This window comes from Clostridium omnivorum, from assembly GCF_026012015.1.
Lineage (GTDB): Bacteria > Bacillota > Clostridia > Clostridiales > Clostridiaceae > Clostridium_AX > Clostridium_AX omnivorum.
Genome location: NZ_BRXR01000001.1, coordinates 2,406,416 through 2,419,868 on the forward strand (window position 1 = coordinate 2,406,416; position 13,453 = coordinate 2,419,868).

Annotated in this window: 12 protein-coding genes; 9 read left to right on the plus strand and 3 right to left on the minus strand. The window is 33.7% G+C overall.

What is annotated here, in order from left to right; all coding sequences use genetic code 11:
- Positions 1-38 precede the first annotated feature (38 nt).
- Both bsdE14_RS11540 and bsdE14_RS11545 read left to right on the plus strand, forming a co-directional pair.
- Positions 39-263, plus strand: a complete 225-nt coding sequence (locus tag bsdE14_RS11540) for a DUF1659 domain-containing protein (protein WP_264850085.1) — start codon at positions 39-41, stop codon at positions 261-263.
- Positions 264-276: 13 nt separating this feature from the next.
- On the plus strand, positions 277-498 hold the full coding sequence (locus tag bsdE14_RS11545; RefSeq protein WP_264850086.1) for a DUF2922 domain-containing protein: 222 nt from the start codon (positions 277-279) through the stop codon (positions 496-498).
- Positions 499-588: 90 nt separating this feature from the next.
- Here bsdE14_RS11545 and bsdE14_RS11550 read toward each other — a convergent pair whose 3' ends face one another.
- Positions 589-2,001 (minus strand): aspartate ammonia-lyase, encoded by a 1,413-nt coding sequence (locus bsdE14_RS11550; protein ID WP_350339566.1) that lies wholly within the window; start codon positions 1,999-2,001, stop codon positions 589-591.
- Positions 2,002-2,465: 464 nt separating this feature from the next.
- Here bsdE14_RS11550 and bsdE14_RS11555 point away from each other — a divergent pair, with 464 nt between their 5' ends.
- Positions 2,466-2,894, plus strand: a complete 429-nt coding sequence (locus bsdE14_RS11555) for an Lrp/AsnC family transcriptional regulator (protein ID WP_264850088.1) — start codon at positions 2,466-2,468, stop codon at positions 2,892-2,894.
- Positions 2,895-2,981: 87 nt separating this feature from the next.
- Here bsdE14_RS11555 and bsdE14_RS11560 read toward each other — a convergent pair whose 3' ends face one another.
- The gene (locus bsdE14_RS11560; protein WP_264850089.1) at positions 2,982-4,094 is read right to left on the minus strand and encodes a glycosyl hydrolase family 8; all 1,113 of its coding nucleotides are present in this window, start codon (positions 4,092-4,094) and stop codon (positions 2,982-2,984) included.
- A gap of 206 nt (positions 4,095-4,300) precedes the next feature.
- Here bsdE14_RS11560 and bsdE14_RS11565 point away from each other — a divergent pair, with 206 nt between their 5' ends.
- The 6 genes from bsdE14_RS11565 to bsdE14_RS11590 all read left to right on the plus strand — a co-directional run bounded on the left by bsdE14_RS11565 (position 4,301) and on the right by bsdE14_RS11590 (position 12,291).
- Entirely contained in the window at positions 4,301-6,208 is a 1,908-nt protein-coding gene (locus tag bsdE14_RS11565; protein ID WP_264850090.1) for an LTA synthase family protein, read from the plus strand.
- 496 nt (positions 6,209-6,704) lie between these two features.
- Complete coding sequence (locus bsdE14_RS11570; RefSeq protein ID WP_264850091.1) at positions 6,705-7,625, plus strand: ABC transporter permease; 921 nt, start codon at positions 6,705-6,707, stop codon at positions 7,623-7,625.
- An 11-nt stretch (positions 7,626-7,636) separates the two neighbouring features.
- A complete protein-coding gene (locus bsdE14_RS11575) occupies positions 7,637-8,551 on the plus strand; it encodes an ABC transporter permease (protein WP_264850092.1) in 915 nt (304 codons plus the stop codon).
- An 11-nt stretch (positions 8,552-8,562) separates the two neighbouring features.
- A complete protein-coding gene (locus tag bsdE14_RS11580) occupies positions 8,563-9,579 on the plus strand; it encodes an ABC transporter ATP-binding protein (protein WP_264850093.1) in 1,017 nt (338 codons plus the stop codon).
- The gene (locus tag bsdE14_RS11585; protein ID WP_264850094.1) at positions 9,572-10,552 is read left to right on the plus strand and encodes an ABC transporter ATP-binding protein; all 981 of its coding nucleotides are present in this window, start codon (positions 9,572-9,574) and stop codon (positions 10,550-10,552) included. Before bsdE14_RS11580 ends, bsdE14_RS11585 begins: the two co-directional genes overlap by 8 nt.
- A gap of 62 nt (positions 10,553-10,614) precedes the next feature.
- Entirely contained in the window at positions 10,615-12,291 is a 1,677-nt protein-coding gene (locus bsdE14_RS11590) for a peptide ABC transporter substrate-binding protein (protein WP_264850095.1), read from the plus strand.
- Between the two features lie 143 nt (positions 12,292-12,434).
- On the opposite strand, the gene bsdE14_RS11595 is transcribed toward bsdE14_RS11590, so the two are convergent.
- On the minus strand, positions 12,435-13,343 hold the full coding sequence (locus bsdE14_RS11595) for an AraC family transcriptional regulator (RefSeq protein ID WP_264850096.1): 909 nt from the start codon (positions 13,341-13,343) through the stop codon (positions 12,435-12,437).
- Positions 13,344-13,453 lie beyond the last annotated feature (110 nt).

A 13,453-nucleotide genomic window follows, 5' to 3' on the forward strand; every position in this document is an offset into this window, starting at 1 on the left:
CTGAAGATAAAAGTTCAGCACAAAAAGGAGGTATTATTATGGCAGCAAAATCAACCAAAGTCCTAAGTTCCGTAGTGTTAAAAATTAAGACTGGTATCAACGCAAAAGGAGAGAATATCCTTAAGACTGTTAGATACTCAAAGGTAAAGGTAACTGCTTCAGACGAGGATGTTTTAGCAGTAGGAACTGCAATTGGCACACTTCTGGCATATCCGCTTCAAGAAGTTGTCAGAGAAGATCAAAATATTATCATAAATGAATAGGAGTGTGATTTAGATGGCAGATAAGAGTTTAATGATGAGCTTTATGAATGAGCAAGGGAAAAAGGTATCCATAAGAGTAGATGGGGTAAAGGACGGTGTGACTCAAGCTGAAATTTCAGCAGCTATGGATGCAATAATAGCAAAAAACATCTTTGAAACTGCTGGTGGAGATTTGAAAATAAAGGACTCAGCTCAAATAGTTGAGAAAACAGTAGAAAAAATAGCAGTTAAATAATAAAAAAGCAGCTTAATGAAAAGCCTTCAAAGGTTAAATATATTTAATCTTTGGGGGCTTTTCTAAAAAGGTGCTTTATTTATATTTAAATTAATGTGAAAGCAAATATTTTGCTGATATTCCTGGTTCAGTCATTCCTACTGGATCAAGTATTTCGTTAAGATCAGATTCTTTTAATAGACCTTCTTGTATTAATAGCTTTCTAACAGGTTCACCAGTTTTTATAGCAGCTTTAGCTATATTAGCAGCTTTTTTATATCCTACGTGAGGACAAATAGCAGTGATTATTCCAACGCTGTTATCTACTAGTTCTTTGCATCTTTCCTCGTTTGCTGTAATTCCTATGATACAGTTATCCACAAGGGTATTTACTCCGTTAGCTAAAGTCTCTATGGATTGGAATAATTTATAGAATATAACTGGTTCAAAAGCATTTAACTCAAGTTGTCCGGCTTCTGCAGCCATAGTTATTGTCATGTCATTTCCTATAATATTAAATGCAACCTGGCTCATTACTTCAGGTATAACAGGGTTTACTTTTCCTGGCATAATGGAAGAACCATTTTGTTTTGGAGGAAGATTGATTTCTTCAAAGCCTGTTCTTGGCCCTGAGGACATAAGTCTTAAATCGTTGGACATCTTAGATAAGCTTACTGCACAAGTTTTAAGTGCTGAGGATACAGCGACAAAACAATCTACGTTTTGTGTTGCATCAATTAAGTCCTCTGCTTGTCTCAAATCTAAAGCTGTCACACTGTTAAGTGCAGGTACTATTTTATTTAAGTACTCTTCGTCTGCATTAATACCAGTTCCTATAGCAGTACCGCCCATATTTACAACCATTAATTCCTCAGTTACTTTTGTAAGCCTTGCAATATCTCTTTTAACAACAGTGCTGTAAGCTTTGAATTCTTGTCCAAGTCTTATTGGAACTGCATCCTGCATTTGAGTTCTTCCCATTTTTATAACATTGTCATATTCCTTGGCTTTTGCTTCAAGAGCATCATTTAATCTTGAAAGCTGCATTAGTGCCTTTGGTAAAAGCTTCAATGCAGTAATCTTTCCAGCTGTTGGGATAACATCATTTGTAGATTGTCCCATATTTACATGGTCATTAGGATGAACTATATCATAGTTACCCTTTTCTCCTCCAAGGATTTCAATAGCTCTATTTGCAATTACTTCATTTGCATTCATATTGGCAGATGTACCTGCTCCCCCTTGAATAGGGTCTACTATAAATTGATCATGTAAGCTTCCGTCTAATATTTCATCACATGCCTTAACAATAGCAGTTTCTATGTTTCTATCTAAAAGTCCGACTTCTCTATTAGCTATAGCTGATGCTTTTTTTATTTGTGCAAGGCTGTTTACAAACTCCATATGAAGTTTTAAGCCTGTAATATTAAAGTTTTCAGCTGCTCTTAGAGTTTGAACTCCATAATATGCAGTCTTTGGAACTTCTTTAGTTCCTATAGAATCACTTTCTGTTCTAAATCCCATTTGTTTTTCTCCACTGGCTTCTTTTAACATTTTTATACCCCCACCTATTATTATCTTGTCCTCAACAGTTAGTAATTGTTGGGTTCCATGTATTCATTATTTTAACTAATAAATTTTAAATATTAAGCAGACAATTAGTATTGAAATATTTAATTAGTCATGCATAAATATTTCAATAATCTGTTATAAATGCGCATCAATAAACCTTTAATCTGATGATAACTCGCAAATTTATAATAGTAAATAGAACTTAAATAATTCAATATTATTTAAAGTAATAGTGTAATCTTAATTTATAATGTAAAGAAAAGTACTCAATTGACTTTATATTATAAGTATAATAAACTGTGAATTAAAGGTATGATGTAACCGGTTACTAAAATTTTGTGGAAGAGAATAAAAATACAGTAAAATTAATGAAAATATGTAATTAATATCATTGACGGTATGAGGTGGTAATGGGTATGGATAATATTGATTATGAAATTATTGAGCATCTCCAAATGAATGGAAGGGCTTCTGTAAAAAAATTAGCTGAAAAGATATCTTTAACTCCGCCAGCTGTTGCAGAGCGTATTAAGAAGCTGGAGGAAGCAGGGATTATTACAGGGTATAGAGCTATTATTGATCATAAAAAACTTGGATGGAATATTAGTGCTCTAATCAATATTACCTTGAATGCAAACTGCAGAAAAGATTTTCTTGATTTTATAAACGAAGACCAGCATATAGTAGAATGCCATCATGTTACTGGAGAGTTTTCTATGACAGTTAGGGCTATTTTTAAAGAAATGTCAGACCTTGAAGTAATGGTAGGTAAGATCCAGCAGTTTGGAAATACCCAAACTCTTATAATTTTATCAAGTCCTATTGATCATAAAAACATTATTTAGTGTAAAGAGGCTTGTATAACATTGAATTTAAAGGCTTAGTCATTCATCTATAATTAAGATGAGTAACTAAGCCTTTCGTTTTATATCTTATTGTTTATTTTGAAGTGCAAGCAGGGCGTTCAGATTGTCAAAGGAGAAAACTTCTTGGGTATCTTGATTTCCAAAAGCTCCTTTTAATTCTCCCTCTTCTTTAATTTGAAAACTCTTAACTTTGTTTATCATTTTGTTATATAGTTCTTCATCCTTAAGCTCCCTAGCAATAACTGCCCCAATGGAATAGATGGCAGTGGATTCAACATTTGATGCAACTTCTCCACTTTTGATAGTATAGGAAGAATATAATGCTCCATTCTTATTAAACTTTTCCTTTATCCAAGAGACGGAAGTAGAAACATCTTCGCCAGCCAGAAGCTTGTTTTGTATAGTAAGCATAGATAACAACATGTCTGCTGAATCTTCATTTGTATAGGTTCTTTTATCTACTGAATATGATTTTCTGTAGAGAGGCAGTTCGTTCGAGATATAGGCATTACTTAAAAGTTTATCACAATTTGAATAAACTTTTTTCCATCTAAAATCAAGCTCTGATAATAGCATCATGGTTTCTAAATCTAGATAACAAATAGTTGTATTTTTACTTTTTCCATACTGGTCTTTGAAATCAATTAAAAGATTTTCATCTATGGAGTTTTTTAACATGCTTTTGGATAGCTTTACAGCTTGCTTTTTATATTTAAAATCCTTCCATCTGTCATAAGCATAGAACATTGATTTTGTTATTCGTAAATCATCTATAGAAGAAGAGCATTGAGCAATATTTTTCTTATCCTTTTTCCAGCTTACAAGTCCATCTTTTAAGAGCATTTGATTTACAACTATGTTGTAATGCTCATCAAAAAGTGTTTTGTCTCCTTTTTCTACTGCGTAAAGCATAAGAAGTCCTTCTGATTCAGAAAGTACAGCATGCCCCTTTGCTGTATCACCTACTGATTGCACGTCTAAATAGTTAGTATAAATCCCATAATTTTTTTCACTCATGCTATTTGAAATAAAGCTAAATACCGCTGCTTCTTCTGGAGTTTTTGGAACCTGGCTCCACTGTTTATTAATTCTTAGTGGAAGGATATAGCTAATATTTACTACTATAATAATGGCCAAAATAAAAAATATGGTTAATGTAAATAAAATTCTTTTATGCAAAATATTCACCACCTCTCAGTTATTATAAATTAATTTTAAGAGTATTGCTATAAAATTAACCATAATAGGTAATAAATGTTATTCATAGTTTATTAACTTTTTTGAGACATTGCTGTCATATTTGTCAATTAACATTGAAAGTGAAAGAGAACCATAAATTGAATTTTATTCATTCAATTAATATTGAATGAGTAGAAGGGGGTAAAATGGACGTAAGAAGTGTTATTAATAATAAGTATAATAGATATTTAGTAGAACCATTTGATATAATAAAGCTGCAGATTATTCAGCACCTAGATGTGCTTTTATTTTTTGCTTTAGTTATGATGAAGGTTATGTATTATGGAAAGCAAATATCTCCGGATTATTTTAGTGCAGACAGCTTAAGACCTCCGGTGATAGCGTCAATGCTGCCATTTTTAGCAGTGGCATTTTTGTTTAAAGAGAAGAAGAGAACAAACTATTTATATATAATAAATATAATTATAAGTGTTATTTTATTTGCAGATACTGTGTATTTTAGATATTTTAAAGATATAATATCTGTTGCAGCGGTAAGAAACAGTCTTCAGCTTAAGGGGATGGGCTCTACTATAATGAGCTTAATTCAAGGCAAGGATTTTTATTATTTAGCAGATATAGCTGCTTTTGCTCCAATGATTAAAAGTTTCAATAAGCATAAGCAAAATATAATAAATGTTAAGACTCGATTGTTACTTTTTGCTGTAGTTTTATCTTTGGGAATAGGTTTAGATGGTAAATACATCTATGAGCTTTCAAAAGATCAGCCTATGCTTCTTACTACTATGAGCAACAAGGTGTATTTAACTAAGATATTAGGAAATATAAACTTTCATATAATAGATATAAATAATTTTGTAATGAAAGAAATAAACAGCCTTAAACCCTTGCCGAGTGAGAGAAAGAATGAGATAAATTCCTACCTTGACAATAAAAATAACAGTCAAGGAAATAACCTTACTGGTTATGGAAATGGCAAGAACCTAATAATGATTCAAGTAGAAGCGCTTCAGCAGTTTGTGATAAATGCAAAGGTTAATGGTAATGAGATTACGCCTAATTTGAACAGATGGATTAACAAGAGCTTATATTTTGATAATTTCTTTTATCAGGTTGCGGCTGGAAATACTTCTGATGCCGAGTTTATGACAAATAATTCACTATATCCAGCAGCTTCTGGGGCAGCCTACTACATGTATTCAGGTGACCAGCTAAACTCTCTAGCTAAAGTTATGGATCAAAAAGGTTATAATACTACGGCCTTTCATGGCTATGAAGATGGATTTTGGAATAGAAATGTAATGTACAAAACAGAGGGATTCGATAAGTTCAATGGTGAAACAAGCTTTAATTTAGATGAGAAAGTAGGACTTGGATTAAGTGATAAGTCTTTCTTTAACCAATCACTGGATAAGCTTAAGGATATGAAGCAGCCTTTTTATAGTTTTATGGTTACTTTAAGCAGTCACTATCCTTATGATGATGCAAAAGGCTATGGTAATTTTGATATAACAGGTTATGATGGAACACTTTTAGGAGATTATTTAAGAGGAATTCATTATGCTGATGAACAGCTTGGAATGTTCTTAGACAAGCTGGAAAAGGACGGGCTAATGGATAACTCAATTATAGTTCTCTATGGAGATCATAATGCAATACCAAGGGAATATATAGACCAATTATATAAGTTTGAAAATATTAGTAATGCCACAGACCTCCAGTGGTATCAGCTTCAAAAGGTGCCAATGCTTATACATTTTCCTAAGGATCAATACAAAGGAGTAAATCATATTTATACAGGGCAAATGGATGTATATCCTACTATTGCAAATATGTTTAATTTGGATAATAAATACATGCTTGGCAAGGACATAATGAATAGTTCGGAGCAATGGGTTGTTTTCAGAAATGGCTCCTTTACCGATGGAAAGGTATTTTATGTATCTTGGACAAATATTTATTATGATATATCAAGCGGCAGTACTATATTAGAAACTCCTCAGCTTAAGAAGGAAAAGGAAAGGGCTATGAATGAATTAAGCTATTCGGACGATATTTTGAACAGTAATTTGTTAAAAAGCTTTGTGAAATGATACAGCTGTATTATGGAATAAATGAGTTAAAAAATGTTCAAGTTAAATCAATATTTTAGTGAAAAATCCTTTAGATTATTTAATGATCTAAAGGATTTTTTTATGTCTAAATAAATGTAAACGTTTATAATTATGCATAAAGTGACTAGTGTATACGTTATACATTAGAAAAATAGCAATATGAAATTATGAAGCGTATTTAATATCATGTTTCACAAAATATAAACATATGAAATTTTGTATATAAAATCTTTCAAAAAATGTTTGACAACGCATTATTAAAGTGCTAATATCATAAACAAGTGATTTGTAGACATAAAAAACATTCTTATCTTGCATTTGAATATGAAAGAATTGCATATGGAAAATTTCATTATTTATTATAAATATATGGAAATTATAAAATTAAACAATGAATATTTATACATAATCATGTATTTTTAATCATTTTAATGTATTTTTAAACATTTATATTTAAGAATAGGGGGAACTAGGAGTGACAAAGTATATACTAAACAGAATAATTTCTAGTGTTGCCACCATATGGGTGGTAATCACATTAACCTTCTTTTTAATGCATGCAATACCAGGCGGCCCATTTGATGGTGAAAAGAAATTGCCTCCGCAGATTAAAGCTAATCTAGAAGCTAAATTTGGTATGAACAAGCCGTTAATGCAGCAGTATACTACCTACCTAAATAGCTTATTGAAGGGAGATTTAGGTCCTTCAATGACATCAGAAGGAAGAACAGTAAATGAAGTTATTGCATATTCTTTTCCTACTTCTGCAAAACTAGGCGCAGCAGCAATAATATTTGCACTTGTAATTGGAGTTAATATGGGAATCATAGCAGCACTTAAACAAGGTAAATGGCAGGATAACTTAGCTATGGTTATTTCAACCCTTGGTGTAACTGTTCCAAGCTTCGTTATGGCAACCTTCTTCATCTATTTATTTGCAGTTAAGCTTGGCTGGTTTCCGGCAATCGGTTTTGATGGGCCAGAATATTATGTACTTCCAGCTGTAGCACTTGGAGGATATTCAATGGCCTTTATTGCAAGACTTGCAAGGTCAAGCCTTTTAGAAGTAGTAAGACAGGATTACATAAAGGTTGCAAGAGCAAAAGGACTTAGCAGCAGCAAAGTTATATATAAGCATGCACTTAAGAATTCCTTAATACCAATTGTAACCTATATGGGACCTTTGATTGCGGGAGTATTAACAGGCAGCTTCGTTATAGAATCCATGTTTGGAATACCAGGGCTCGGCAGAGAATTTGTACTTAGTATTTCAAATAGAGACTATACTACTATTCTTGGAGTAACAATTTTCTACAGTTCGTTTTTAGTATTTTGTAATCTTGTAGTAGACATATTATACGTGGTAATAGATCCAAGAATAAAGCTGCAGGGATAGGGGTGAACAGAATGGAATTTTCACAGGATTTATTTGATAGAGTAAATGAAGAAGAAAAAAATTCTGAGAATATAGTAAGACCTAGCGAAACCTTCTTTAAAGATGCTTGGAGAAGACTTAAAGAAAATAAGCTGGCAATGTCAGGACTTGCTTTTGTAATATTCATTACGTTAGTTGCAGTATTTGGACCAATGTTTTCAAAATACAATTATTATTCACAGGATTTTAAAATAGCAAATTTAAGTCCAAGTTCAGAGCACTGGTTTGGTACTGATAAATTTGGACGTGATATTTTTATAAGAGTTTTATATGGAGCTAGAATTTCTCTTACAGTAGGATATGCAGCAAGTGTTCTTAATATTGTCATTGGTATTCTTTATGGAGGAATAGCTGGATACTTTGGAGGAAGAGTAGACAATATAATGATGAGAATAGTTGATATTCTCTATGCTATACCTATGATGATTTATGTAATACTGCTAATGGTAGTACTTGGAGCAGGACTTAAAAGTATTATTATAGCACTTGCTATAAGCTATTGGCTTACTATGGCAAGAATAGTAAGAGGGCAGATAATGTCCTTAAAGGAAAATGAATTTGTACTAGCTGCTAAAACCCTAGGAGCGAGGCCAATGAAGATAATTTTAAAACATCTTATTCCTAATAGTATGGGAGCTATAATTGTTACTCTTACTTTAACGGTGCCAGAAGCAATTTTTACAGAATCATTTTTAAGCTTTATTGGCCTTGGAGTAAGCGCACCAAAAGCTTCCTGGGGAACACTAGCTTCTGAAGCGCTAGGAGGAATGCAGCTTTATCCATATCAATTAATATTCCCGGCTTTAGCCATTTGTTTTACCATATTAGCCTTTAACTTTTTAGGCGATGGTTTAAGAGATGCACTAGATCCAAAGATGAGAAAGTAAGGAGGATGGCTATGGAAAAGATACTTGAAATTAAAAATTTACATACCTCCTTTAAAACCCGTGCGGGAGAGGTTAAGGCAGTAAGAGGCGTATCCTTTAATTTAGAAAAAGGACAAGCTCTTGGAATAGTTGGAGAATCCGGAAGCGGCAAGAGTATAACTATGATGTCAGTAATGAAGCTGCTTGCAGAAAACGGACTTATCAAAGATGGGGAGATTCTATTTGAAGGAAAAGATTTAGCAAAGTTTTCAGATAAAGAAATGGAAAAAATAAGAGGAAATGAAATAGGAATGATATTTCAAGATCCTATGACTTCTCTTAACCCTGTATTTACTATAGGAGAACAGCTTGTAGAGCATGTAATAAAACATAAAAAAGTTTCTAAAGCAGAAGCTGATAAAATTGCTTTAGATATGCTTAAACTAGTTGGTATACCTTCTCCAGAGAAGAGAATGAAGCAGTATCCTCATGAATTTTCAGGAGGAATGAGGCAGAGAGCAATGATTGCTATGTCACTAGTTTGCTCACCAAAGCTGCTGATTGCCGACGAACCAACTACTGCACTAGATGTTACTATTCAGGCTCAAATATTAGAGCTTATGAAGGATTTAAAAAATAAGCTTGGTATGGCAATTATACTTATAACTCATGATTTAGGAGTTGTTGCAGATTTATGTACCAGAATTAATGTTATGTACGGAGGAATATTAGTTGAGACAGGCAGTACAAGGGACATTTTCTATAATCCTAAGCACCCTTATACCTGGGGACTTTTAAGAAGTATTCCTAATCCAAAGCTTAAGACAAAAGAAAGGTTAAAGCCTATTGATGGTACACCTCCAGACTTATTAAAACCTCCTGCAGGATGTCCATTTGCACCAAGATGTGAGTATGCAATGAAGATTTGTATGACACAAATGCCTGAAAGCTTTGAAGTTGGACTTAATCATAATGCAGCTTGCTGGCTAAATCATCCAAAGGCGCCAAGGGTAAAGGCTGATACTGGAAGGGGTGACCTTAATGAGTAGTTCAGAAACACTGTTAGAAGTAAGTGATTTAAAAAAGTATTTTAAAGTTAAAAAAGGTCTACTTGGAGGAGCACCAAGCTATGTTAAGGCTGTTGATGGGGTTTCCTTCAGCATAAAAAAAGGTGAAACTTTGGGGCTGGTTGGGGAGAGCGGCTGTGGTAAGACAACTACAGGAAGAACCTTAATAAAACTCTATGAACCAACTTCAGGCTCCATATTATTTAATGGAGTTGACCTCTCAAAGCTTAGCCCAAACCAGATGATGCCCTATAGAAGAAAAATTCAAATGATATTCCAAGACCCTTATGCTTCCTTAGATCCACGTATGACAGTAGGAGATATAGTGGGAGAGGCTATTGATATTCATAAGCTTATGGGAAAAAAGGAAAAAAAGGAAAGAGTTCAATATCTTCTTAATAAGGTTGGACTTAACTCAGAACATGCTGGTAGATACCCTCATGAGTTTTCTGGTGGACAAAGACAGAGAATAGGTATAGCAAGAGCGCTTGCAGTACAGCCAGAATTCATAGTTTGCGATGAGCCTATATCTGCACTTGACGTTTCTATTCAAGCTCAAGTAGTAAATATGCTTGAGGATTTACAAAAGGATTTAGGGCTAACCTATTTATTTATAGCTCACGATCTTTCCATGGTAAAACATATTTCAAATAGAATTGGGGTTATGTATCTTGGGAAAATGGTGGAGATAGGAGAAAGCAATGAATTGTATGATAACCCTATTCACCCATATACAAAAGCTCTATTATCTGCAATTCCAATTCCAGACCCGGATATGTCGGAAGCAAATGAGAGAATCGTGCTTGAAGGAGAAATTCCTTCACCTATTGATACACCTGAAGGCTGCAGCTTTAGAGGACGCTGCAAATATGCAAAGGAGATATGCTCAAAGGTTACTCCAGAGCTGAAGGATATGGGCGGCGGGCACTGTGTAGCTTGCCATTTATACGGCTAATATATAGGTCTATTATACCTATACTGAAATAAAGCAATTTAATAATAAAGGGGGAAATAAAAATGTTAAAAGGAAAAAAAGCAAGATTTTTAACTGTAGCATTAGCAGTTGTGCTTGCAGGCTCTGTACTTGCAGGCTGCAGTAATAAAAGCTCAGCTGGAGGTAAAAAGGTGGAGCAAGTTATAAGATATAACTTGGGCGCAGATCCTAAGACCATTGACCCAGGATTAAACAGCTCAGTAGAAGGTGGTACAGTTATAGCCAATGCATTTGAAGGATTACTTGATACAGACTCAAAGGACCAGCCAGTAGCTGGAGTTGCTGAAAAGTGGGAAATATCCACAGATGGATTAAAATACACCTTCCATCTTAGAAAAGATGCTAAGTGGTCAGATGGTAAAGCTGTTACTGCGGGAGATTTTGAGTACGCTTGGAAGAGAGCTCTTGATCCAAACACTGCTTCAGAATACGCTTATCAACTTTACTATTTAAAGAATGGTGAAGCATTCAATATGAGTGCAGATCCAAAAGCTACAAAGAAAGCAACTGCTGACCAAGTAGGAGTTAAGGCTGTAGATGATGTAACTCTTGAAGTTACTCTAGAAAATCCAACTCCATACTTCTTATCCTTAATGTCTTTCCCAACATACATGCCTCTAAGAAAGGATGTAGTTGATAAGGATCCTAAGGGTTGGGCTACAAAGCCAGAAACTTATGTAAGTAATGGAGCATTCAAGATGAAGGAATGGAAACCAAAGGACAGCATTACTTTTGTTAAGAACGACAACTACTGGGATAAAGGAAAAGTTAAATTAGATACTCTAGTTTACAAGCTTATAGATCAAGAAACAAGCTATATGTCAGCATTTAAATCAGGTCAGCTTGACTTTATAGAAGCTCCACCATCACAAGAAATACCTAACTTAGTTAAAGAAGGTACAGCTACAATAAGCCCTTACCTTGGAACTTACTACTACAGCTTTAATGTTTCAGATAATGCTGAAAAAGTAAACAAGGATGTAGCTAAGGTTCTTAAGGATGTTAAAGTAAGAAAAGCATTAACACTTGCAATAGATAGAAAAGAAATAGTTGAAAGTGTTACCAAAGGTGGACAAAGACCTGCTACTAGCTTTGTTCCAAGAGGAATAGCAGAAGCTGCAGGAAAGGACTTCAAACAAAAGGATTACTATAAAGAAACTGCTGATGTAGAACAAGCTAAGAAGCTTTTAGCTGATGCTGGATATCCAGATGGAAAAGGCTTCCCAACTATTGAAATACTATATAACAATGGACAAGGACACCAAGATATAGCTCAAGCAGTTCAAGATATGCTAAAGAAAAATTTAGGCATAAGTGTTACTTTAAGAAGTGTTGAAAGAAAAGTTCAATTAACAGCAACCAACAGTCATGAATATCAAGTAGCAAGAAATGGATGGATTGCTGACTACGCTGATCCAATGACTTTCCTTGATATGTGGGTAACTGGCGGGGGAAACAATGTAGCTGGCTATAGCAACCCAGAGTATGATAAGCTTATAACTGCTGCAAAATCTGAAACAGATGCAGCAAAGAGAATGACTGAGCTTCACCAAGCAGAAGATCTTTTAATGAATGACATGCCTATAATGCCAATTTATGAATACACTAACGTTGTATGTATTAAAGATTATGTAAAGAATGCAAGAAAATCCTCCCTTGGTTTCGTGTTCTTCAAGGATGCATACATCGAGAAAAAGTAGTTCTCTTTGGGATTCCCCCCAAAATATAAATATTGCCGCAGACCTTATGGTCTGCGGCTTTTTTTGGTGCGGCGCGTGCCACGTGCCACGGGGACGTTTCGCATGGCACATTTGTTCCAAAGGTCACGTCCCCGTGGCATGTTCTAAGACTCACTTTTGTTTTTTATATATTGTGAAGGAGTCAAACCAGTAAGTTTTTTAAAAAGTTTGCTAAAATAGTACGGATCGTCAATACCTACTAAATAACCAACTTCCGAAATTTTTATATTTGTAGTATCGAATAGATCTTTAGCATGATTAATCCGCAAAATGTTTAAATAATTTAGGATAGTAAAACCTGTCATCTTCTGAAAAACCCTATTGAGATAATCATAATTCGATTCAAAGGTTTCCTCTATATCAGCACTTGTTATCTTATTTTGATAGTTAGAATTTAGATATTGTTGTATGTTTCTGCATTTAGTAAAAGCTTTTGAAAAGTGAGGCTGTGAATTTTCAATTTTAGTAGATGTATAGTCTCTACTAATTTTAATTAGTATCTCTAAAAGTTTTATAGAAACTATCTTTTTATAGCCTTCATACCGTTGATAGAAGTCACTATCAGCGTTTACCAGTAGAGATATTAACTCGTTTTCATTTTCATAATGATAATATTTAGGCAAGTAAAATTCAGAACTTGTATCGGAATTATAATTGAGATATTCACTATTAAGAGAAGATTTTCTTTTTACTATAAGTTCTTTTGATATTTCATCATAAGACTTATCAGTTACACGATTAATTTCAGGATGTTTAAAGTGAAAATAATAATAATGGCATACTGCTTCTTTAAAGCCATAATGTTCAATATTGGGCTCCAGGAGCAAAAGATCACCTTTTGCTAAATGATATTCTTTAGCGTTTTCTTTTATATAAAGGTCACCGCTTTTAACAATATATAAAATATATTCATTTATAGTTCGATTAAAGTGTTTCCAAGGCTTAGTATAATCCACATGACCCATAAATCTTACTGTTGGTACTATGCTTGTATCTATCGATAATAAATCCATATTGAACCCCCACTATTATTAAAAGTCGCTATTGTACAAAAAAAGTATGGATACTACATTTAATAATATTGTATTACATATTAAAATAAAATCAATGAAAAACAAACTTT